The organism is Streptomyces davaonensis JCM 4913, assembly GCF_000349325.1.
Lineage (GTDB): Bacteria > Actinomycetota > Actinomycetes > Streptomycetales > Streptomycetaceae > Streptomyces > Streptomyces davaonensis.
This window is the reverse complement of sequence record NC_020504.1, coordinates 8,888,617-8,911,099: the sequence shown is the minus strand read 5'-3', so window position 1 is coordinate 8,911,099 and position 22,483 is coordinate 8,888,617. Positions and strand designations below refer to the sequence as shown.

Sequence of the window (22,483 nt, the reverse complement as noted above, 5' to 3'; positions counted from 1 at the left end):
CCTGCCTTTGTGCCTCGCGTATCCGGCAGTTGGAGGGAAATCTGCGCGCGCTTCCCAGTCTCTACCAGGAAACGCTGCATCACGTCTTACCCACGTCCCGGCAGCTCCGTCACCCCCGGGTGTCCGGGAGCCGGAACCGGGACCGCCTCAACATGTCCGCCCTCGACTCGCGGCACAACCTGCTCGCCATCCTCGAGTCATGGGCCCAGTTCGTCGCCGACGAGCGCGGCGCGGTCCCGCCCGCCCGCTCGGTCCCGCAGGTGACGCGCTTCCTCCTGGACCACCTGGACTGGATCGCCGAGCAGCCGCCGGCCGCCGACTTCGCGGACGAGATCGACGCGCTGCACCGGGAGTTGCTGCGCACCATCGACCCGGAGCCCGGCGAACCCGCGGCGCTCACCTGGGAGTGCGTGGTCGCCAACTGCCCGGGCAGGATCAGCACTTCGGCCCGGGCGGACGGCGGCAGCATCCGCTGTTCGGCGGGGCACACCTGGGACATGCGCGAGTGGATCACACTGCGCCCGCTGGTGGAGCGGCGGCGGAAGGCTGTCGACGCATGAGGAAGCCGCCGCGCGACCGACTGGTGCCCACCAAGGTGGCCGCGCTCGCCACGGGAGTGTCCGAGGCGACGATCCGCAAGTGGGTCAGCCGCGGGAAGATCACCCGTTACGGCTCGCCGGGCCGCTCGGAGTTCGACATCGACGAACTCACGGAGATCGCCCTGCGCCGCAAGCGCGAGGCCTAGGCCGTGTTCTGAGAGTCCGCTCCTAGGGCGTGTATCGGAAGTGGATCTTGAGGTGGGATGATCTTGCTTCGTGGCGCGTGGAGATCTGACGGATACGCAGTGGGCGCGGCTGGAGCCGTTGTTGCCCCGGGGCCAGAAACCGGGCCGTCCGCCGATATGGACCAGGCGGCAGCTGATCGACGGCATACGGTTTCGCACTCGTACCGGCATCCCGTGGCGGGACGTGCCGGAGCGGTACGGGCCCTGGGCGAGGGTGTACGACCTGTTCCGCCGCTGGCAGCGGGACGGTACCTGGCATCGGATCTTCACCGAACTGCAGGCCCAGGCCGACGCCAAGGACCTCATCACCTGGGACCTCAACATCGACTCCACCGTGTGCCGGGCCCACCAGCACGCCGCCGGGGCGCGGAAAAGGGGGACCTGCAGACCGAGCCGCCCGGTGGCGTCACCGTCGAGCCGGACGACCACGGCCTCGGACGCTCGCGCGGCGGCCTGACCACCAAGCTGCACCTGGCCGTCGAGCAGGGCCAAAGCCCATGTCCATCGTGATCACCGCTGGACAGCGCGGCGACTCCCCACAGTTCGAGCCCGTCCTGAAGAAGGTCCGCGTCGCCCGCCGGGGTGCCGGTCGGCCGCGGACCCGGCCTGACCGGGTCCGTGCCGACAAGGCATACGCATCCCGTAAGAACCGCGCCTACCTGCGACGCCGAGGCATCCGCTGCACCATCCCGGACAAGGCCGACCAGGCCCGTAACCGCAAGAAGCTCGGCTCGCGTGGTGGTCGTCCGCCCAAGTTCGACGCCGAGGACTACAAGGCTCGGCACGCAGTCGAATGCGGCATCAATCGCCTCAAAAGGAACCGTGCCGTGGCCACGAGATACGACAAACTCGCGGTCCGCTACGAGGCCACTGTCCTCGTAGCGGCCATCAACGAGTGGCTGTGACCAGCACCGTTGTGAAGAACGGGCAGATGGCTTGTGGAGTCCGGGAGGTCAAGGGGTGATGGTGTGTTCGGTGAACTGGCCACAGGAGCGGAAACCCAGGCGGCGGTAGACGGGCTCGCCGTCGGCTGACGCCTGCAAGACCGCGATGCGGTGGTCTCGGTCGCGGGCCGTGCGGAGTGCGGCGAGCGTGATGGCACCTCCGTAGCCACGTCGGCGGTGGGCAGCCAGGGTGCAGATGCTGTAGATCCCGGCAACCCCCGCGTGATGAAACACTTCGGCCGAACAGACCGGACGGCCCTGCACGTAGCCGACCAGGTACCGGGCCGGGCAGTGCGCGGCCAGAGCCTGCGGGGCCGCCTGGGCGAAGAAGCGGCACACGGTGTCAGCAGGCGGGTCCCAGTTCGCAGCGAGAACCGCAGCATAGTCGGCGAGCTGTTCGGGCGTGGCCACCGTCTGTATGTCCAGTCCTTGGGCGGCGGGCAGCGGCAGGGTGTCGTCCAGCTCGGCCCACATGGCTGTCTCGCGTTCGGACGCCGGCATGCCGGCCGCCGCCAGGCGGGCGGTGAGGTCCGGTGGTGTCGAGGCAGGCCCCACCCACCAGGAGAAGCGGCGGCCGGTGCGAGCCAGCGTCCGAGCGGTCCCGGTGATACGTGCCGACGCGGTGGCGGCGGTGAAGCGAGCCGCGGCAACGATATTGAAAGTGTCGTCGTCCAGGCCGCTGTCGGCGACCAGGAGGTCACCCGTCTCCGTGACGGCCGCACCGGTCATGCTCCGATGCAAGTGACAGGCATGTTCCGCCAGGTTCCTTTCCATCCTGTCCGTCAAGTCGGCTTCATCGAGAAGATGGGCATTCACAGCGAATGATCACAGCATGACCAGGCGAAGACCGCACGTGATTTTGGGTCGTCCGCCGACAGTGTCGCTGGCGACCTGCACATTCGATACAGGCCCTAGGCGGCTTCCCCGCCGGTCGTGGGCAGCTTCCTCGACAGCGCGCGGTCCGTCAGCGGGCCCGCGGCCCCGGTATAGGCCTCCGGCTCGAACAGGTCGGCCGGACAGGTCGGCTGGGCGTCGGCGAGGACCGCGGACGCCCGGCTGTCCTGTCGCAGGACGTCGGCCAGGGGTTCGCCGGTGCGGGCCGAGCGGGCGGACGCCTCGTTCAGCAGGTCCCGGGCCGCGGCCTTGCCGAGGGCCGGGGCGAGTACGGCGGCGATGCGCTCGGACACGATCAGGCCGCCGGTGATCCGGGTGTTGGCGCGCATCCGTTCCGCGTCCACCGAGAGCTGGGAGACCAGTTCCACGGTCTGGTGGGCCGCGCCTCCGGCCAGCCGCAGCAAGGTGCGCAGGGGCTCCCATTCGGCGTGCCAGGCACCGGCGGAGCGTTCGTCCTCGCCGGTCAGGCAGCCCAGCACCGTCGCGGCGAGCTGCGGCGCCTGGAGCGCGGCGGATCTGATGGCCGTGGCCAGCACGGGGTTGCGCTTGTGCGGCATCGCCGAGGAGGCGCCCCGGCCGCCGGGCGCCGGTTCATGGACCTCGCCGACCTCGGTCCGGGTCAGCGACAGCACGTCCACGGCGATCTTGCCGAGGGCTCCGCAGAGGAATGCGGTGGCTGTCGCCGTGTCCACCACGGGGGTGCGCAGCACATGCCACGGTACGAGGGGGGCGGACAGGCCCAGTTCGGCCGCGAAGGCGTCGGTCAGCTCCTGGACGTACACCGCCGGATCGGCATCCGGCACGGAGGTGAGGTATCCGGCCAACGTGCCTGCCGCGCCCCCGAGTTGGACCGGCAGCCCGTCGGCGCTCAGTGCGTCCAGTTTCGCCACCGCGTCCAGGACGAGGTGGCGCCAGCCCGCCGCCTTGAGCCCGAAGGTGGTGGGCACCGCGTGCAGGGCCAGGGTGCGGCCCGCCAGGAGGGTGTCCCGGTGGTCCCGGGCGAGTCGGGCGAGCGATTCCTCGACGCGTTCGAGGTCGGCGCGGATCAGGCGCAGGGCCCGGCCGACGACCAGGACGGTGGCCGTGTCGAGGATGTCCTGGCTGGTCGAGCCCAGGTGCACCCAGCGGGCCGACTCGGGGTCCCGGGCGGCGACCAGCGCGGTGAACTCCCGTACCAGCGCCACCACGGGGTTCGCGGACTCACGGGACTGCCGGGCCAGGGCGACCAGGTCGAGCCGGTCGGCGCGGGCTGCCTCGGTGATGACCTGTGCGGCGGTGGCGGGCACCGTGCCGAGCCCGGCCTGGGCCCGGCTCAGCGCGGCCTCGGCGTCCAGCATGGCCTGGAGCCACGCCCCGTCGGAGACGGCGGTCAGGACGGGGGTGCCCGCCCAGACCGGGGCCAGCAGACCGGGGTCAGCGGCCAAAGGGGTGTCAGTGGGCATGGGTGAGTCCTTTTCCGGTGTGAGCGTCCCGCCGGTCCACGTCTCCACAGGCGAGCGCCGCGCGGGCGATGGCGTCGGAGTCCGTCAGGGTCACCGAGTTGACGCCCGGCCGGATGCCCGCGGCCGTCACCCAGTGCACCGACTCCGTGGGCACGCCGAACGCGAAGCGGCGCGGATGTGCCTGTCCCGCCGCGTCGACGAGGCGGAACGGCTGCTCGGTGACGGCCAGTCCGTCGCTCTCGTAGGTGCCGCCGGAGCGGGTGCGGATGCGGTAGGTGGTGCACTGCCCGGTGGCCAGCAGCCGGCGCAGCAGCAGATCGCCGGTCCGGCGCAGGGTGATGTCGGGCAGCCGGGCCTCGACGAGCGCGTCCACCCGGACCTCGGAACCCGGCACGAGCGGCGACCCGGCACCGTACCCGTCGCCGTCGACCGCCACCCGCAGACCGGGACCGATCACCCTCAGCACTCCGGCCTCGATCAGGGCGATCATCTCCTCGACGCGCCGGGCGGGCGGTCCGATGGACAGGAACGCGTTGAGCGGGGTGTACCAGTCGTCCAGGTCGGCGCGGTACGAGTCGCCGTGCAGCCCACCGTGGTCGACGGCGAGGCGGACCTCGTTGCGCAGGTCCCGCAGGACGTCGAGGGCGGCCTTGAGCGGGCCGCTGACATTGCCGCACCGGGCTTCCGCGACGTCCCTGCGCAGGTACTCCAGGAGCCAGTCGGTGAAGTCCCGGGGGCCGGTGAACTCCCGGTCCCGGTAAGGGCGGGCGATCAGATCCCAGTCCCAGCGGAACTTCTCGCTGATCCCGTACGCCGACAGCACCGCGTCCTTCTCCCGCTCCCCCGCTCCGGCCGCCAGGAAGTCGTCCTGGAGCTGCTCGGCGCGGGCGTTGTGCCCGCGTGAGGTGAACAGCGTGCGGTAGTAGACGGCTTCGACCTCGCGGGAAAGCAGCGGCCACAGGTCGGTGCGAAAGTCGAGGCCGAACCTCTCGTGTGTGGACCGCAGTTCGGCGACGCGGTCGGCGGTGAGCAGCAGCGGCTCGTGCCGTCCGTGGGGGCCCTTCTCGTTGTCGCCCCGGGCCTGGTACGGGATGCCGCGCCGGGATCCGGCGTAGAGATACGGCTCTTGCCCGCCGGGGTGGTAGACGAGCCGTCCTGCGGCGCGGGAGAAGGAGCCGCCGCGGCCGACGGTGAACTCGGCCATGTGGTCGAAGAAGTTCAGCCCGAGCCCGCGCAGCAGCACCTTGGTGCCCGGGGCCAGCACATCGAGGTCGACGTCGGCGGGGTTGGCGGGCGCGATGCGGACCAGGCCCGCCGCGCATGCCCGGGCGGCGAACTCCCGCTCGTGGGTGTCGGCGCGGGCCGGCAGATGGCCCTGGCACAGGACCACGGCGTGCAGGCCCGACAGGACGGTTCCGTCGTCGAGCACCACGCGCTGCATGGTCCTGTCCTCGGCGTCGGGGTCGTCGTCGAGGGCGACGGCGCGGCAGGCGTGCGTGGTGACGGTCAGCCCGGCGGGCGCGCCGTCGACGACGCGCCGGTACGCCCATTGCAGATACCGCCCGTAGAAGGCGCGGGTCGGGTAGCTGTCGGGCCCCAACTCGCCCGCTTCTTCCAGGACATGGGCCGGGCAGACATCGCCGTACCGGCCCGCGACGAGGGCCTTTGCCCACTCGTACAGGCTCGGGCCCGGTTCCAGCGGGCCGCGCAGGTCCACGGAGGCGTCGGTGAACACGGATATCTGTCCGGCCACGGTGTTCATGAGCAGATGGCGGGACTGGTCGGTGCGCCACACCTTGCCGGAGCCGGGCGGGTAGGGGTCGATGACATGGACGTGGACCGTACTGCCCTCGGGCTGCGAGCGGGCGTTGGCGCAGAGCCGCTCGATCACCGAGAGCCCGCGTGGGCCGCAGCCGATCAGGCCCACGGTGCAGTGTCTCGTTGACATGGTTTCCGCTTCTGCCGAGGTCTTCACCACTCGACCAACGCGAACCCCGCGGCCATGCCCCCGCCGAAACCGGCCAGGAGGATCAGGTCGCCGGGCCGGAAGGCTCCGGTGCGGGCGGCTTCCGCGACGGTGATCGGGATGGCGGCGGCTCCGGTGTTGCCGTAGTGCGTGAGCGTGCGGTGCATGGTGGCCCGGGGCAGGGCCAGTTCGGCGAAGACGGAGTCGAGGAGGACTCCGTTGGCCTGGTGCGGCACGAAGTGGGCGATGTCGTCGGGGCCGACGCCGCTCTCGTGCAGGAACTGCTTGGTGAGCAACGGCAGTCGGTCCTCGACGAAGCGACGCACCGCGCGGCCGTCCATCGTGAAGTAGTGCAGTCCGGCCTCCCGGGCCGCGCGGTCGGCGGGGAGTCGGCTGCCGCCCGCGGGTACCTCGATCAGGCCCGACAGCTCGCCGAAGGTGTGCGTGGCGAGGTTGCGGACGCGGGCGCCCCGCTCCAGGCCCAGGACCATCGCGCCGGCGCCGTCGCCGAACAGGACCACGGTTCTGCGGTCGGCCGGGTTCAGGATCCGGGAGTACACATCGGCGCCGATGACCAGCGCGCAGCCACCCCTTCTGGTGAGGATCCCCTCGGCCGCGGCGAGCGCGAAGACCTCGCCGGAGCAGACGGCGTTGACGTCGAACGCGGACGCGTCCACGGCGCCCAGCAGGTGTTGCACATAGGCGGCGGTGGGTGGTTGGGGGCGGTCGGGTGTGGAGGTGGCGACGACGATCACGGACACCTGGTCGGCGGTGATCCCGGCGTCCGCCAGCGCGGCCCGTCCGGCGGCCGCTGCCAGGTCCGAGGTGGCCTGGCCGGGGGCGGCCCAACGGCGTTGCCGGATCGCGGTCTTGCGCACCACCCAGGCGTCGTCGACGCCCGCCCCGGCTCCGGCCTCGTCATTGGAGACAACCCGGTCCGGCACGTGAGCACCGGTGCCGAGGACCCCGACTTCGGTCATGTGCCCGTCTTCCCCTCGATCGGTCTGGACACGGCTCAAGCCGTCTGGATCCGGCTCGGTCGGCTAACGCGTCTCGTAGATCCGCTTGTGGCCGCGCAGGGCCGCCAGCCGGAACGGGCCGGTGGTGTCGGCCAGGGTGGGGTGGTCGCCGCCGTCCGTCGGGAAGGAGTGCTCGTGCAGGGCGCGGTAGCGGACGTAGTCCACGGGCTTGCGGCGGTCGATCGCGTCGCGGTGCGCCGTGGTGCGCAGGTGGTCCCGGTAGCCGGGGGCGACGGTGCCCGCGAAGAACTCGGCGACGCTGCCGGAGCCGTAGCTGAGGAAGCCGACGGGCCGGTCGTCCAGATCGTCCCTCTGGTCGAGCAGGGCGGCGAGGGCGAGGTACACCGAGGCGGTGTAGCTGTTGCCGATGACGCTGTTGTAGGCCGTGGTCGGCCCGAGGTCCCGGCTGACACGGTCCTCGTCGACGCCGTGGCCGCAGTAGTTGAGGAGGTGGCGGTGGGCCTTGTACGCCATCTTCGTGAACGGCTGGTGGTAGCAGAACGCGGCGAACTCGTCGAGCGTGCGCCCGCCCTGCTCGGTGTAGTCCTTCCAACTGCCCTGCACCGCCAGCAGATACGCGCCGATGGACTCCTGCCCGTCGACGAGGGCGGCCTCCCGGTAGTTCGGCCGCCAGAAGTCCATGACGTCGGCGGTGAACACCCCCGAGGGCTCCTCGACGCGCACCAGCGCGGGATCCGCGCCGACCAGCAGGGCCACGGCGGCGGCACCCTGGGTGGCCTCGCCGGGGCTGTCCAGCTCGTACTTGGAGACGTCGGAGGCGATCACCAGCACCCGCTGCCCGGGGTCGCGGCGGACCAGGCCGACGGCGAACTGGAGGGCCGCCGTGGCGCCGTAGCAGGCCTGCTTGAGTTCGACGACCCGGGTGGCCGAGTCCAGTCCGAGCAGGGAGTGGACGTAGATGCCGGCCGACTTCGCCTGGTCGATGGAGGACTCGGTCGCGAAGAGGATGGTGCGGATGCCGTCGCTGCCGTGCCGCCGGACGAGCGGTGCGGCGGCTGCCGCGCCCATGGTCACGATGTCCTCGTCGGCGGCGGCCACGCTCATCGACCACTGCCCGATGCCGTGGTGGTACTTGCCGATGTCGGTGCCGTTGTGCTCGGCGAGCACCGTGTGCGGGAGGACGAACTCGGTGGTCGCGAACGACAGATCGTGTATTCCTACGGCGGGCTCGTTGGCCATTCCTCAGACACCGGCCTTCGCTGTCTCGTTGTGGCGTTCCAACTGGACGTGCGCTCGCATGAGTTCGCCGGGGTTGGTCTGCGCGGCGAGGAGCGAGAGTTCCCCGCACAGCACGGTCGCCGCCCCGATGACGGCGAGTCGGCGGGCGTTCTCGCCGGGGTCGCGGTCGGCACGGCAGCCGAGCCGGGTCAGGTTGGCCTCCACGAAGTCCAGGCCCTTGCCGTTGCCGACGGAGCCGACGATCAGGTTGGGCAGGGTGCAGGCGAAATAGAGGTCGCCGTCCCGGTCCTCGGCCATGACCACGCCCTGGGAGCCCTCGACGATGTTGGCCGCGTCCTGGCCGGTGGCCAGGTAGAAGCCGAGCAGCATGTTCGCGAAGTGGGCGTTGGCCGAGCGGATGCCGCCGGCCAGCAGGGTGCCCAGCAGGTTCTTGCGGACGTTCAGCTCGACGACGCGGTCGGCCGTGGTCCGCAGGACTCGTTCGACGACGTCACGCGGTACGAGCAGTTCGGTGACGACGTTCTTGCCGCGGCCGAGGATGCCGTTGACGGCGGTCGCCTTCTTGTCCGTGCAGTAGTTGCCGGAGATCGATCCGTAGGCGATGCCCGGGATCGTCTCCAGCAGATGCCGCAGCAGTACGTCGGAGGCGAGCGTGGCCATGTTGTGCCCGGAGGCGTCGCCGGTGCTGAACTCGAAGCGGATGAACAGCAGGTTGGCGTTGATCTCGTGGCGGACGCCGATGAGTTCGGCGTACCGGCTGCATGTGCGCACCACCTCGCGCAGCTCGCCGATGCGGGCGTCGATGGTCCGCGCCGCGTTCAGCGCGGTCTGCGCGTCGAGCGCCTCCACGAGGACCGACCGGGTCATCCGCTCGTCGACGAGGGTGGCGACGATGCCCCGCTCGGCCAGCATGGAGACCTTGGCGCCCCGGCCGACGGAGGGCCACAGCGGTGACTCGTAGGTGGCGAGCGGGACTTGGGTCTCGGTGGTGGCCACGTTCCCCGAGATGCGCAGGGGGCCCACCCAGCGCATCGGAACCCCGGCGATCGGGTGGTCGGTCATCGTGTGTTTCCCGTCATCTCGTGGCGGACGTCGAGGGTGCCGGAACGGCGGGCGAAGGGCCGGATGTCGATGCCCCGGTCGGCGCAGAAGGCGCGCAGCTCGCCGTGGATCAGCAGATCGCAGTGGGTCAGGTCGGCGGGGGTGCGGGCGCCTAGCACCGTCTGGAGTGCGGCCAGTTGGTCGAGCCAGGTGGTGATCCGCTCGATCAGCGCGGTCACACCGCCGTCGAGCAGGGTGCGCAGGAAGGTGCCGGAGACGCCGACGCCGGAGGCGCCGAGTGCCAGCGCGCGGGCCACGTCCAGCGGGTGGCGCACCCCGCCGGAGGCGAGGACGGGGATCGGGGCGTCCTGAGCATCGAGGAGACAGGCGGCGGTGGACTGGCCCCAGCCGGTGAGATAGGCGTAGTCGGCGAGTTCGCGGCGGCCGTTCTCGATCCGGGCGAAGTCGGTGCCGCCCCGCCCGCCGAGGTCGGCGAGGCGGACGCCGAGGCTGTCGAGCAGGCCGACGGTCTCGCGGCTGAGCCCGAAGCCGACCTCCTTGACGATGACGGGGACCTCGAGGCCGCCGGCGATCCTCTCGATCTGCGGGACCCAGGAGGCGAAGGATCGGTCGCCCTCCGGCATCACCGTCTCCTGCACGGTGTTGATGTGGATCTGGAGGGCGTCGGCCCGCAGCAGGTCGACCGCGCTGCGCGCCATGTCGACGGTGGCCGTGGCGTTGACGTTGGCGATCACGAACCCCCGGGGGTTCTCCTCGCGGAGCACGCTGAAGGTGCCGGCGCAGTCCGGGTTCTTGAAGTAGGCGCTCATGGACCCGGAGGCGATGGGCACGCCGGTCTCGCGGGCGGCGATGCCGAGGTCCCGGTTGATGGCGCCGGTCCGTTCACTGCCGCCGGTCATCGCGTTGATGTACAGCGGCACCGGCCAGCCGAGTCCGGCGAAGGTGGTGGCCAGGGAGACGTCGGCGCGGTCGAGTCCGGCCAGGGCGTGATGGACGAACGTCACCTCGTCGAACTGGTTGTGTCCGCTGTGCTGTTGCTGTTGCTCGACAGCGAGGCGGACATGGTCGTCCTTGCGTTGAGAGATCATTGCGGGTTCCCTTCCGCGGCGGGCCGGATCGGCAGGGGTACGACCCCGGCGGCGGCCCACCGTTCGCGCAGTCGAGCGATGTCCCGGGTGGCGGTGGCGGCCAGCAGCGCGATGCCGCAGTCCCCGCCGCCCGCCCCGGAGGGTTTGGCGGCGCCTCCGGCGGCTTCGGCGATCTCGCACAGCGCCGCCAGCCGGGCGGTGTGGATGCCGAGCGCCATCTCGTCGTCGAGCCGGGTCAGTTCACGGCGGGCCTGGCGGATCCGGTCCATGAGTTCCTGGTCGTCGCCGCGTTCCAGGGCCGAGATCGCGGCGCGCACACAGTCGGTGGTGGCGCGCACGAAGCGCCGGTGGGCGGGGGTGCCGCGCCAGGTCCTGCGGTGCAGGCCGGACACCAGGGCGGTGGTGGAGGCCGGGTGCCCGGTCCAGCCGACCTCCAGCGACAGGCCCTCGGGCCCGGGGAGCCGCCGTATGCCGAAGCCGGGCCACGGTGCGCGCAGCGCCGCCTCGACGCCTCGGGTGCGGGCGAGGTCCCGTACCGCGATCCGGTCGGGCGCCCGGTAGGCGATCCAGCCGCCCCAGGTACTGGCGGCGAGGTCTCCGCCGGAGCCCTTGGGGTCGAGTTCGGCGCTCGCGATCAGGGCCAGCCGGAAGCGTTCCTCGTCGCTGAGCGCGAGTCCCCGGTACGCGGCGACGGCGTCGACGGTCGCCACGGTCACCGCGCCGCTGGACCCCAGGCCGTACTTGGTGCCGTGGTCGTGCAGTCCGCTCTCGATCGAGAGGCTGAACTCCGGTGCGGGTGCGCCGTGTTCGGACAGCAGCCGGGCGACAGTGTCGATCGCCGACAGCACGGGGGCGAAGCCGCTGCGCGCGTACGGCTCCGCGCCGAGCCTGCCGTCCTTCCAGTGGTGGCGCTGGGCGGTCGGTCCGAGGTCGGAGGTGATCTGGACGCCCGGCTCGGTGGGGTCGGTCACGGTGACGGTGACGTGGCGGTCGACGGCGACGAGGATCGCCGGGTTGCCGGGGTCGACCACCGCGTACTCCCCCGCCACGAACAGCTTGCCCGGTGCCCGCCGGACGACGGTCACCGGCCGTCCTCGTGCACCGGACGGGCGCCCGGCCCCGGTGCGGCGACCACCACCGAGCCGTCGGCGACGGCACCACGCAGGGCCTCGGCGACCGTGTCGGCGTCCGGCCGACGGCACAGCACCTTGACGTTCGGCCCGGCGTCCATGGTGGCGTAGGCCGGGATGCCGTCCTGGCGGAGGCGGAGCACCCGGTCGAGGACGGTGAGCGTGGCGGGCGACAGATAGCGCACGGCGGGCCGCGCCGCCAGCATGGTCGCGTGCATGCCGAGCGCGTTGCGCTCCGCGATCTCCCCGACGGCCTCGATGTCCCCGGCGAGCAGCGCGGCCCTCATCTCGGTCAGGTCCCGGGCGCTGGAGACGGCCCACGGTTCGTACAGCGGGGAGGTGTCGACGGTCCGGCGCATGGCGGCCCGGCTGGAGACGGTCTTCGGGCCCGCGTCGACGACGGCGACGACCAGTGCCGGATCGAGGTCGCCGCAGAGTACGGGCTCGGCGTGGGAGGCGAGGTCGGCCTCCGCCACGGTCGCGGCGTCCAGGCCCGCGTGCCACACGGCGAACCCGCCGAAGAGCGAGCGGCAGGCGGACCCGGAGCCGCGCCGGGCCAGCCGGGACAGGGCTGTGGCGTCGAGGCCGAGTCCGTACGCGGCCGAGGCGGCGACGGCCAGGGCGGCGAACCCGCTCGCGGAGGAGGCGAGGCCCGCCCCGGTGGGAACGGTGTTCTCGCTGTCCACGACGGCCGGACAGGCCGACCCGGCCCGTTCCCGCACCAGGTCCAGGAAGGCGACGATCCGCCGCAGCGGCTCACCTTCGGCGGTGCGGCCGTTGAGCGTCACGATGTCGTGCCCGGTGTCGGGCGCCAGGCGGACGGTGGTCGTCGTGGGGAAGATGTCGAGGGTCATCGACAGGCTGTCGACCCGGGGCAGGACCAGGTTCTCGTCCCGCTTGCCCCAGTACTTGATCAGCGCGATGTTCGGGTGCGCGACGGCGGTGGCCCGAGTACGCCGCTCCTGCGTGTGGGCAAGGGGTTCAGCACGCATGCTCGTCGGGCCCCTTCAGCGGTACGGTCCAACAGCGCACCGCGCCTGCCGCGTGCAGCTCCCGGGTGACCTCCGCGGCCTGCTCCCTGCGGGTCAGGGCGAGAACACAGCCGCCGAGACCACCGCCGGTGATCTTGGCACCGAGGCTGCCGGCGGTGAGCGCGGCCTCCACGAGGGTGTCGATGGCGTTGGTGCTGAGTCCGGCCGCGCGCAGCAGATCGTGGTAGTCCGTCAGCCGGGCCCCGAGGTCCTCGGGTCTGCCGTCGGCGAGGGCCAGCCGGGCCTGTTCGGTCAGCCCTGCGGCGCGGTCCACGAATCTCTCCTGGGCCCCGGTGTGCCGCTGGAACCCTTCGCGCAGCAGCTCGACCGCGTCCTTGGTACGTCCGACGACACCGCTGTCGGCGAGGACGAGAACGTCGTAACAGCCGATGCTCAGCTCCTGGACCTCGCCCCGCTGGAACAGCAGCGGGGCCAAGGCGCCGACGGCTCGTGCGTCGACGCCGCTGGAGCGGCCGTGGGCCAGGTTCTCGGCCGTCTGCACCAGATCGAACGTCTCGCGCTCGGTGACCTCACGGTCGTACAGCTCGGCGAGGGCGTGGACGACGGCGCGTGCGCAGGCCGCGCTGGAGCCGAGGCCGCGGCCGTGCGGGATGCCGCCGTCGATGGTGACCTCGAGACGGGGGCTGTCGGCCAGGCCCATGGTCGCGGTGAACTCGCCGATCAGCCGGCGCAGTCCGTCGGTCGCCTGGGCCACCATCGGCCGCGACGGGGACCCGGTCATGGTGAAGGACACCTCGCCCGGTCCGTCGCCCCCGTGCCGGGGACTGTGGACGCTTGCGGTGACCGTCAGCTGGGGTACGGGAACGGCGAGCGCCGGAGCGCCGTACACGACGGCGTGCTCCCCGAGCAGTACGGCCTTGGCGTGGGCGCGGCCGACTCCGACGGAGCGTGCCCGGCGGTCTGCTGACACCCCCTCGGCCGAGGTGGACAGAGCCAACGCACTCAACTCCCTTGAGTTGCTCACTGGTTACCGTGGCTGGGGAACCATGAGAAGGCGGCGGGGATGCAGTGTGGTCTCCGGCGCGGTGCGGATCTGCCGGTCGGGGTCGGCGCTCAGCTTCCATTCCTGGGTGACCACATCGAGGACAACCTCGAGTTCCTGCCAGGCGAAGGGCTCCCCGATGCACCCCTTCGAGCCGATGCCGAAGGGGATGTAGGACGCCTCGGCCGGGTCGATCCGGTGGGTGAGCCACCGGTCGGGGTCGAAGCGGTTTGGGTCCGGGTACTGGTCCGGGCGCCGGTGCAACAGGTAGGAGCTGAACACCACGTTCGTTCCCGCGGGCAGCGCGTGGTCGTCGAGAGTGACGTCCGAGAGGGTCTTGCGGCAGGAGATCCACACGGGTGGATAGAGCCGCAGGATCTCCATCAGGAACCGCAGGGTGTAGCTGGACGTGCCGTGTTCGTGCGCGGCGTGTCCGCTGCGCCGGCGGATCAGATCCTTGAGCAGTCGTTCCTCGGTCAGCGGATTTCGGGAGAGGACGTACAGCGCCCAGGACATGACGGACGCCGTGGTGACGGTGGCCGCGGTCATCATCATGACGGCCTCCTCGCACACCTGGTCCGGCGTGAGGATGCGATTGCCCTCGGCGTCGGAGTCCGCCAGGAGCGACGAGAGGTAACCGTCCCTGGCTTCGGGCGAGTTCAGCAGGACGGCGATGCAGTCCGCGAGCAGGTCCCGGAACTCGGTGCGGGCCCGGGACAGCCTCCGGGCGGCGCTCGTCCGGGCGGCTCGGGAGGCCGACTTCCCGTACAGCGGCTTCCTGATCATCTCCCAGGCCAGCCGGGAGAGCCGCTCGCCGAGCTCCCGGGTGGTCTCGGGCGGCAGCCCGGAGATCAGCGTGCCCACCGATATCGCACAGGTGATCCGGCACATCTCGGACTGGATGTCCACGGTGTCGCCGGCCCGCCATGCGGTCACCGCCGCACGGGCGATGTCCCGCATGGTGGGCACATAGTCGTCGACCATCGTCGACCGCAGATAGGGATTGGCCAGCCGCCGGTAATGCCGGTGCATGGCCTCGTCCTCGGAGAGCATGCCCACCCGGCTGAGGTTCCTGGCCTTCCGGAACAGCTCGCCCTTTCCATAGTTCTTGCTGTCGCTCACCAGAATCCTGCGCACCAGTACCGGATCGCTGACGAACATGGCGTCGACGCCGTCCACCGTCAGGCGGCGAAGCCGGTGTCCGCGCAGGAGGCTCTCCATTCGGCTGAACCGGAACGCCGGGCTGTCGAGGGCCATTTAAGCGTTCTCCTGGTCGCGCGCGGCAATGTAGGCGGCGTTGAGGCGACTGACGGAACGCCAGCGGTAGTAGGACTGGAGCTTGTAGTACTCCTCGCCGGTCGACGTCACGGCGGCGTAGACCATCTTGGGGTCGTTGACGCCGTACGGAACGCTCTGCACGAAGTGCTCGATCTTGGTGCCGAGCCGGGCGAAGTACGCCATCGGGTTCTCGGTCTTGACCCCGTAGGAGATCCGCTCGATCTCCGGGGAGTCCCAGTTGTGGGTGGTGTAGATGCCGAAGGCCTTCTCGCAGAAGGCGAACATCTGCTCGCTCGGGCTCGGCAGTCCCAGTTCGCGGTGCATCGTGAGGACGCTCTCGCGCTCGTAACACTCCGCGGGTGCCCGCAGATAGGCGTTCATGGTGCGGCTTCGGTAGTCGATGCCGATGACGTCCACCTTGTCGGCGAGACCGTGGCGGGTGAAGAACTCCAGGTTCTGCGCAAGGCTCCGGGGCATGGACGCGAGCCCGGTGAGCCGCTCCAGCGTCTCGTGCTCGCCCGCCGGGAAGTACACCCAGATCTTCTTGAACCCGGAGGTGACCCCGAAGTCGATGCCGTAGCTGTCGATCGGGCAGAGTTGCTGGAGGTCGGCGAGCAGGCTGCCGATGGGGTGGTCCGTCTTCGCCATCAGGCCCTTGGAGACGGCGACTTCGTAGGGGTCGATCTCCTTGGGCAGCGTGAAACGCGCGTCGAAGTCCCCCTCGTGGCGCGCGTTGGTGGCCACCCTGAAGGCGATCACGGCATGGGGAAGCGCATCCTCGAACGCTGTCAGGATGGGCCAGACGGCCTCACGCGACGCGGTCACGTCCAGCAGGCCGGCTGACTTCTCGATGGCCGAGTAGAAACCGGCCACGGAGACATCGACTGTTCCCGACATCAGTACTCCCAGCGTCGATCGCGGTTCGTGGTTGCCTGGTTCACTTGCGCTTGTCCTTGAGCCGGTCGGCCAGCGCCAGCCGCTGCACCTTCAGCGTCGCGGTGCGCGGCAGTTCGGCCTCGGGGATCTGGACCGGGTCGGCCAGCTGCGGGAAGTCGGCGACGGCCGGGCGCCAGCGCTCCGGGTCCAGCGGCGAGTCGCCGTGGGTGCAGACCACGGGGACGGCCTCGCCGTCGGGTCCGTGCACCACGACCAGTTCGCTCAGCTCCGGCAGCTGGGCGAGGACCAGGTCCTCCACCTCCAGGGAGCTGCGCACCCCGGGGATCATGTCGACCTCGCGGTCCAACATGTGCAGACAGCCGAACCGGGTGAAGTAGCCGACGTCCCCGGTGCCCCACCAGTCTCCCTCACGGTTGCTGTCGTACCGGTCCTGCTCACCGAAGTACGTCTTTGCCAGGCCTGGCCAAGACACCTGGATGCGGCCGGGGTTCTGCTCCGTCGGCCGGGATCCGTCGCGGCTGACGACGCGGACCTTCGCCGAGCCGAACGGCATCTGCCAGCCGACGCAGCGCCCGTTGGCCCTGTGCGCGGAGTGCCGGAAGTAGGCGCGGCCGACGGCGGGTCCGACCTCGCTCTGGCCGTAGATCTGGAAGAACAGGGCGCCGTGCCGCTCGGAGGACTTGAGCAGTCGGCTCATGGTCCTCGGGTGGATGGCGTCGAAGGTGCTGCTGAAGTACTTCACCGACGCGAACGGCCGACGCGGGTCCTCGGCCAGTCCCTCCCATGCCATCAGCGAGTTGGGCAGCGCCTCGATCAGTCCGGGCCGGTGCTCCAGGAGGTGCTCGGCCACGGTTTCGGGGGCCGCCTCGTTCAGGAGCAGCACGGGCATCTCCCGCAGGAGCGCCAACGCCATCGCGGCCACATTGCGGGAGTGCACGAAGGGGATGTGGATCGCGATGCTCTCCCGCTGCCGCATGAGCGAGAGCAGCCGCCACTGCGGCTTGAGCCGGATGCCCTGCGTGCGGGGCGTGTGCACGACCAGCTTGGGGATCCCGGTGGTGCCGGAGGTGTGGGTGATCGCGGCGGCCGCGTCGAGGGGCCGTACGACGGCACTGACGCGAGGGGCTCTGACGAGCCGGGCCAGTGACACGGCCGGGGGCCGGTCACCGGCCACGAGGATGACCTGCCGGGTCAGTTCGGTGAGCGGCAGTTCGGCCAGCGCGTCGAGCTTGTGCTCGTCGGTGAGCAGGTTCGGCCGGTCGACGCGCTTGAGCAGGGCGCCGACGGTGACCGCGTCCAGGCTGGGCGACAGCAGCACGGGCACCGCACCGATGCGGGAGGTGGCACAGGCCAGCACCCACACATCGGCATTGGCCTGCTTGTGCAGGACGACATGCTCGTCGGGGCGCACTCCCGCGGCCCACAGTCGAGCCGCCAAGTCATCGACGATGTCGGCTAGTTGAGTGGTCGTCAGATGCCGTCCCGCTTCGGGCAGGACGTCCAGATCGTGGTCGAGCGTGATCGGCGTCGTGCCGTTGACGGCCGCGGCCATCGCCGGCAACAGGCCGATGTGCAGACCGCGTTTCTGGATCGATCGATAGGCCACGGAGCCCTTCATGGGGCTGCCTCCTTTACCGGCGTGGGTGTGGGCGCTTCAGGGCCGGGCGATGACGAGGGTGCCGGGCGGCGCGGAGTGGAAGGCGACGCTGCTGAAACCGGCCTTGACCAGCCACTCCTGATAGTCGGAGCGGCGCCAGGTGCTCCCCTGCTTGCTCTTGAGGAGCATTTCCGCGGCGAAGATCAGCGGGAAGGCTGGGCCGCTGCGGTCGTCGTCGACGACGTAGTCGTTGACGACCAGGGTGCCGCCGGGCTTGAGGGCCTGCCGGAGCCTGGTGAAGACCTCCACATTGCTCTCCGGCCCCTCCTGGTGGGCGATGTGGGAGTACACCGCGACATCGAAGGCGGCCGTACCGAAGTCGGTGCTGTGGAAGTCGCCGTCGACGGTGGTGAACCGGTCGGCCACCCCGCGCTCCGTCAGCAGCCGACGGGCGATGGCGTTGATCGGCTCCCAGTCGAGCTGGGTGGCGCGGGCCTCGGGGTTGGCCTCCAGCCAGATGCCGGAGTAGATGCCCGAGCCGCCGCCCACGTCGAGGATGGAGATCTCCCCGGCCTCGGCGAGCCCGAGCACCTCGGCGGCGATCGTCGCGGCGGGCATCGACTGCGCGGCGATGGCCGTGACGATGCCCTCCCAGTGCGGGTTGTTGGCCACCTCCACCACGGACTTGGCCACCGGCCCGCCGACCCGGACCACCTCGGCCAGATCGGCGAGGCTGCCCATGTGGGTCAGCTTGAGCTTGGCGAAGCTGCTGAGCGAGGCGGGCTTGCCCTCGACCAGATAGGCCGACGCCTCGGCCGTGTTGCGGTAGCGGCCGCCGGACAGCTCGACCAGGCCCACGCTGACGAGCCCGTCGAGCAGTGTCTGCGCGCCCCGCTCGGAGATCGTGGCCCGGTCGGCCAGTTCGGCGGCGGTGCCCGCGCCGTTCTCCAGGTGGGTGAAGAGCGAGTGGGTGGCCGAGGCGGCGAGGATGCCGGTGGCCCAGTAGCCGTTGATCAGCCGCATGACGGTGTCGGGCGACGGCTGAGCGGCACTATCGGCCGTGGCGTGCTTCCCGTTCGTCATGCTGCCCCTCCCAGGGCCCGGTCGGATGCCGACCGGACCGCGCCGCGCAGGGCGGCCGCGACGCGCTCGACCTGGTCCGAGGTGAGTTCGGCGTGCATGGGGACGGCGAGGTTGCGCGCGAAGAGGTCCGCGGAGACCGGGCACTTGTGGTCCGACTCGAACACCGGCTGGAGATGCGTCGCCCAGGCGCCCTGGCCGCAGCCGATGCCCTGACCGCGCAGCTCGGCGGCGACCGCGGCACGGTCCACGCGCGCGTCCAGCGTCACGACGTACGACTGCCAGGCGTGCGTGCGGTCCTCGGGCACATGAGGAAGCGTCAGGAGTTCTTCGTCGGCGAGGAGTTCGCCGTATCGCGCGGCGACGGCGTTACGGCGGTCCAGCAGCTCGTCGATGCGGCCGAGCTGCACCTGGAGGATGGCCGCGGCGATGTCGGAGAGCTTGTAGTTGTAGCCGATCTCCGTGAACTCCGGGATGGGCAGGCCGACGACCTTGCCCAGGTCGAAGATGCTGCCGATGCCGAAGGAGGAGCGCAGCCGCACCTGGGCCCCGATCCTCGGATCGCGCGCGAGCAGGGCGCCGCCCTCACCGCTGGTGGCTCCCTTGCGCCCGTGGAACGACAGACAGGCCACCTCGGCGAGCGAGCCCGCCGGGCGGCCCCGGTAGGTGGCGCCGACGGCGCAGGCCGCGTCCTCGACGACGAACAGACCGTGCCGGTCTGCGAGTTCCTGAAGTTCCGTGTAGTCGGCAGGGATGCCCAGCGTGTCCACCACGATCATGCCGACCGTGCGGGGGCTGATCAGATCGGCCACGGACTGCGGGTCGACGGTGCCGGTGTCGGCCCGGACGTCGGCGAAGACCGGCACGGCGTCGACGTAGCGCACAGCCTGGGCGGGCGCCGGGAACGTGTAGTCGGCGACGATCACCTCGTCGCCCGGCTCGACACCGAAGGCGAGCAGCGCCAGATGGAGCGCGGCCCCGCAGTTGCTCACCGCGACGGCGTCACCGACCCCGTACATCTCCGCGAGCTGCGCCTCCAGGGCCTTGCCCCGCGGCCCCTGCCCGGCCGGCCAGCCGGAGGCGAACACCTCGGCGACAGCGGCAAGTTCCTGCTCCCCCAGACTCGCACGGACCAGCGTGATGGGCTCCATCGCGGTCACCTCCCGCCCTCGAAGCGCAACGGCGTGAGCTGCGCTACGTCGTACCGCTGCCGCATCTCCTCGACTGCCGCCGGATCAACCGCCGTTCCGCGCGACCAGATCTCGGCGATCTCCTCGAAGTAGGTCTCGTGATCGGGCGAGGGGAAGCTCTCGAAGAGCATCTTCACCGGCTTGTCGGTGGCGTTGCGGAACGCGTGCGGGGTGCCGGACGGGACGAACATGCAGCTGCCCTCGGCGGCGCGAACGACGCGGTCGCCCTTGACGGACTCCCAGTGGTGCCAGGTGTCGCCGGTGCGCTCGGCTGGCTCGAAGCACAGCAGGTCCAGCTCGCCCTCCAGGACGTAGAAGAACTCCTGGGCGTGCTGGTGGACATGGGCTCCGACGTCGAATCCGGGCGGCACGATCACCTCGAAGATCGATACGGAGGAGCCCATCTCCTTGGTGGCCTTGAAGGTCACCGACTGTGCCGGGGTGACCAGTTGGCGCCCAGCACCGGGCGGGACGATGAGGTCGGTCATAAACTCCGCTTCCTGTGGTCGCGCGGGCCCGCTGTGGGTGCGCGCGTGCGTTCAGGCGAAGGTCCGCGGGGCGCCGTCGGCCGCCCAGGTGCCGAGGGCCATCTCGGCGGTGATGCCGGGGCCGAACCCCGCGATCATTCCGGTCGCGCCGGGCGCCGGGGTCTCCTCGTCGAACAGCCTGCGAGCGGCTTCGAGTACGACGGCGCTGGCGATGTTCCCGTACTCGTTGAGCGTCGACCAGCTGTGCCGGAACACCTCGCGGTCGACCTCCAGATACTTCGCGAGGTCGTCGAGGATGCGCGGACCGCCCGCGTGAATGATGTAGAAGTCGAGCTTGCCGGCGTCCCAGCTGTGGTCCTTGGCCAGTTCGCGCAGGACCGGGGCGAGCGGCTCCATCGTGCCGGGCACGCGGCGGTCGAGCTGGAAGTGGAAGCCGGTGTCCTTGACCGCGTAGGAGATCCAGTCCTCGGTGCCCGGGATGAGGTAGGAGGCGTTGCGCTCCAGGTCGATGCCGACGCCGCCCTCACCACGGACGACGGCGGCGGCCACGGCGTCGCCGAAGAGGCCGTCCGAGAGCAGCGAGCCGACGTCGTCCGCTTCCGGCTGATAGCACAGGGAGCACAGTTCGCAGGAGACGATCAGGACGTTGCTGCCGGGGTGGGCGGTGCAGAAGTCGTGGGCGCGGTTGATCGCCGCTCCGCCTGCCGCGCAGCCGAGTTGGGCGATGGGGATCTGCCGGGTGTCGGAGCGGAAGCCCATGGTGTTGATGAGCCAGGCCGTCAGTGACGGCATCAGGAACCCGGTGCACGACACATAGATGATCGCGTCGATGTCACGGACCCTCAACTCGGCGTTGTTCAGGGCCTCTTGGATGACCTGCGGGGTGCGCTTCTTGGACTCGGTCTCGTAGATGCGGTTGCGCGCCTCGAAGCCCGGGTGATGGAGCGTCTTCTCGATGGGCTGGACGATGTGCCGCTTCTTGACACCGGTGTTCCGGATCAGCCGGAGCGCCAGGGCGAGTTGCGGCTTGCCGGCATGCGCTTGTGCGGCGAACTCCAGGGTCTCTTCGAGGGTGATGACATGTTCGGGAGCGTTCATCGCCGGCTTGCAGAGCCTCGGCATATCTGGGATCCACTTCCTCAGAGTCTCGACAGCTTGGGCAGTGGAGCGTCGCGCTGAAGGCAGATCGGCCCGCGGGGAAGGCAGGCGGGCAGCTCGAACTCCCGGTTGCTACGGGAGGAGACGGGATGTGGAACGGCCGGTCAGCCAGATGACGCTGACGGCGGGTTGAGCCTGTCCTTCAACGGAAGGGGACTTCAGCTGCTCGGACCAGACAGCCGGCCAGGGGCTGTTTTCGGGCAGGGAAGGCGTGCGGAAATCGTGACACGGGAGGGACGCCGACGCCAAGGAGACTCATGAGTGACTCAGGTCACAGTGCAGACTCGCTCGAACGACGCCGACGCCATCGCCCAACAGCCCCGGACCCAGGGGGTGTTGCCGGGGCAGGCTAGGCCGTGGTCAGCTCCCGGATCAGCTCCGTCATCCGCTGAGACGGCGAGACTCGAAGCTCCTGCTGAAGAAGCCTCCGGTACTCCAGATAGTGCTTGACCGCACAGGCGACATTGCCCTCAGCCGCATGGACCTCGATGGCGATCCGATGGGCGGTCTCCCGGTAGGGGTCGACCACGGTCGCGGCGAGGGCCGCCTGATGCGCCGCCAGGTAGCGGTCCAGGGCGAGGAAGTGCTGCGCCAGCCCCTCCAGGGCGTAGAGGCGCATCTGGTCCCAGCGTTCACGTTCGAGTATCAGCCACTCGTCGTCCCACCCCAGGAGCAGCGGCCGGCCGAGATCCTCGACCAGCCGGTCGAGGTCGCTCGGCGCGGCCCGCACCCCCTCCTCCAGGAGCTGCCGGGCGGCGGCGCAGACCTCCCCGTGGTCGACCGCGACACACGGCGACAGCGCGAGCCGGTGGCCGTCGCAGACCACGACGGTCCGCGGCCCGAGCTTGCGGCTCTGACACAGGGCCGACCTCAGGTTGGCAGCGGCCCGAATCGGGGGGCACTCCGGCCACAGCTGCTCGGCGGCGGCCCGCCGGTGAATCCCTTCACTGCGCACCGCGAGCAGGGCGAGCAGCCGCTGAGCCCCCACCGGGACGGCGACCGAACGCCCGCCGCGGATTAATTCAAATGGCCCCAGGATTTCGAGACGTACTGCGTTCATCACAGCTAACACTGTGCGCGACGCGTTTTTCGGCTGCAACCGCTGTACCCCCGTCGGACCAGGCACGCACGCCCCGATGGCCGCGTCCGGAATCTCTTTTCCGACCCGCTGAAAATAATTTCGCGACACACCGAAAACGCATACTGAACGCTCCACGAACGCATCCACAATG

General features: G+C 70.5%; 20 protein-coding genes and 1 pseudogene. 3 read left to right on the top strand and 18 right to left on the bottom strand.

The window, feature by feature from the left end; genetic code table 11:
* The first annotated feature begins 152 nt into the window (after window positions 1-152).
* The 3 genes and pseudogenes from BN159_RS39455 (at window position 153) to BN159_RS44450 (ending at window position 1,689) form a co-directional block, all read left to right on the top strand.
* A complete protein-coding gene (locus BN159_RS39455; RefSeq protein WP_106435822.1) occupies window positions 153-560 on the top strand; it encodes a hypothetical protein in 408 nt (135 codons plus the stop codon).
* A complete protein-coding gene (locus BN159_RS39450; protein ID WP_015662667.1) occupies window positions 557-745 on the top strand; it encodes a MerR family transcriptional regulator in 189 nt (62 codons plus the stop codon). The genes BN159_RS39455 and BN159_RS39450 overlap by 4 nt, the downstream gene beginning before the upstream one ends.
* Window positions 746-815: 70 nt before the next feature.
* Window positions 816-1,689 (top strand): annotated as a pseudogene (locus tag BN159_RS44450) (IS5 family transposase).
* Between the two features lie 48 nt (window positions 1,690-1,737).
* Here BN159_RS44450 and BN159_RS39435 read toward each other — a convergent pair.
* The 18 genes from BN159_RS39435 to BN159_RS39350 form a co-directional block, all read right to left on the bottom strand.
* Window positions 1,738-2,502, bottom strand: a complete 765-nt coding sequence (locus BN159_RS39435) for a GNAT family N-acetyltransferase (RefSeq protein ID WP_041820474.1) — start codon at window positions 2,500-2,502, stop codon at window positions 1,738-1,740.
* Between the two features lie 137 nt (window positions 2,503-2,639).
* The gene (gene pcaB / locus BN159_RS39430) at window positions 2,640-4,064 is read right to left on the bottom strand and encodes a nitrosuccinate lyase (RefSeq protein WP_015662663.1); all 1,425 of its coding nucleotides are present in this window, start codon (window positions 4,062-4,064) and stop codon (window positions 2,640-2,642) included.
* Window positions 4,054-6,012 carry an FAD/NAD(P)-binding protein gene (locus BN159_RS39425; protein ID WP_041820473.1) on the bottom strand — a complete coding sequence of 653 codons (1,959 nt, stop codon included), beginning with the start codon at window positions 6,010-6,012 and terminating at the stop codon, window positions 4,054-4,056. The genes pcaB and BN159_RS39425 overlap by 11 nt, the downstream gene beginning before the upstream one ends.
* 23 nt (window positions 6,013-6,035) lie before the next feature.
* On the bottom strand, window positions 6,036-7,010 hold the full coding sequence (locus tag BN159_RS39420) for a 3-oxoacyl-ACP synthase III family protein (protein ID WP_015662661.1): 975 nt from the start codon (window positions 7,008-7,010) through the stop codon (window positions 6,036-6,038).
* Between the two features lie 63 nt (window positions 7,011-7,073).
* Window positions 7,074-8,249 carry a hydroxymethylglutaryl-CoA synthase gene (locus tag BN159_RS39415; RefSeq protein WP_015662660.1) on the bottom strand — a complete coding sequence of 392 codons (1,176 nt, stop codon included), beginning with the start codon at window positions 8,247-8,249 and terminating at the stop codon, window positions 7,074-7,076.
* Window positions 8,250-8,252: 3 nt separating this feature from the next.
* Window positions 8,253-9,311, bottom strand: coding sequence for a 3-hydroxy-3-methylglutaryl-coenzyme A reductase (locus tag BN159_RS39410; RefSeq protein WP_015662659.1), 1,059 nt, complete (start codon window positions 9,309-9,311; stop codon window positions 8,253-8,255).
* On the bottom strand, window positions 9,308-10,399 hold the full coding sequence (gene fni, locus BN159_RS39405) for a type 2 isopentenyl-diphosphate Delta-isomerase (RefSeq protein ID WP_015662658.1): 1,092 nt from the start codon (window positions 10,397-10,399) through the stop codon (window positions 9,308-9,310). Before fni ends, BN159_RS39410 begins: the two co-directional genes overlap by 4 nt.
* Window positions 10,396-11,484, bottom strand: coding sequence for a phosphomevalonate kinase (locus BN159_RS39400; RefSeq protein ID WP_015662657.1), 1,089 nt, complete (start codon window positions 11,482-11,484; stop codon window positions 10,396-10,398). The genes fni and BN159_RS39400 overlap by 4 nt, the downstream gene beginning before the upstream one ends.
* A complete protein-coding gene (gene mvaD, locus BN159_RS39395) occupies window positions 11,481-12,521 on the bottom strand; it encodes a diphosphomevalonate decarboxylase (RefSeq protein ID WP_015662656.1) in 1,041 nt (346 codons plus the stop codon). Before mvaD ends, BN159_RS39400 begins: the two co-directional genes overlap by 4 nt.
* Window positions 12,511-13,518: a mevalonate kinase gene (gene mvk, locus BN159_RS39390; RefSeq protein ID WP_015662655.1), complete on the bottom strand. Its 1,008-nt coding sequence runs from the start codon at window positions 13,516-13,518 to the stop codon at window positions 12,511-12,513. Before mvk ends, mvaD begins: the two co-directional genes overlap by 11 nt.
* A 30-nt stretch (window positions 13,519-13,548) precedes the next feature.
* Window positions 13,549-14,820, bottom strand: a complete 1,272-nt coding sequence (locus BN159_RS39385; protein WP_015662654.1) for a cytochrome P450 — start codon at window positions 14,818-14,820, stop codon at window positions 13,549-13,551.
* The gene (locus tag BN159_RS39380) at window positions 14,821-15,738 is read right to left on the bottom strand and encodes an aromatic prenyltransferase (RefSeq protein ID WP_015662653.1); all 918 of its coding nucleotides are present in this window, start codon (window positions 15,736-15,738) and stop codon (window positions 14,821-14,823) included. It lies immediately after the preceding gene.
* Window positions 15,739-15,778: 40 nt separating this feature from the next.
* The gene (locus BN159_RS39375; RefSeq protein WP_015662652.1) at window positions 15,779-17,356 is read right to left on the bottom strand and encodes a class I adenylate-forming enzyme family protein; all 1,578 of its coding nucleotides are present in this window, start codon (window positions 17,354-17,356) and stop codon (window positions 15,779-15,781) included.
* A gap of 36 nt (window positions 17,357-17,392) precedes the next feature.
* On the bottom strand, window positions 17,393-18,418 hold the full coding sequence (locus BN159_RS39370; protein ID WP_015662651.1) for a class I SAM-dependent methyltransferase: 1,026 nt from the start codon (window positions 18,416-18,418) through the stop codon (window positions 17,393-17,395).
* Window positions 18,415-19,566 (bottom strand): DegT/DnrJ/EryC1/StrS family aminotransferase, encoded by a 1,152-nt coding sequence (locus BN159_RS39365; RefSeq protein ID WP_015662650.1) that lies wholly within the window; start codon window positions 19,564-19,566, stop codon window positions 18,415-18,417. The genes BN159_RS39370 and BN159_RS39365 overlap by 4 nt, the downstream gene beginning before the upstream one ends.
* A gap of 5 nt (window positions 19,567-19,571) precedes the next feature.
* Window positions 19,572-20,093 carry a cupin domain-containing protein gene (locus BN159_RS39360; RefSeq protein ID WP_015662649.1) on the bottom strand — a complete coding sequence of 174 codons (522 nt, stop codon included), beginning with the start codon at window positions 20,091-20,093 and terminating at the stop codon, window positions 19,572-19,574.
* A gap of 51 nt (window positions 20,094-20,144) precedes the next feature.
* Window positions 20,145-21,215, bottom strand: coding sequence for a type III polyketide synthase (locus tag BN159_RS39355; RefSeq protein WP_015662648.1), 1,071 nt, complete (start codon window positions 21,213-21,215; stop codon window positions 20,145-20,147).
* A gap of 385 nt (window positions 21,216-21,600) precedes the next feature.
* Window positions 21,601-22,311, bottom strand: coding sequence for an AfsR/SARP family transcriptional regulator (locus BN159_RS39350; RefSeq protein WP_078599053.1), 711 nt, complete (start codon window positions 22,309-22,311; stop codon window positions 21,601-21,603).
* Window positions 22,312-22,483 lie beyond the last annotated feature (172 nt).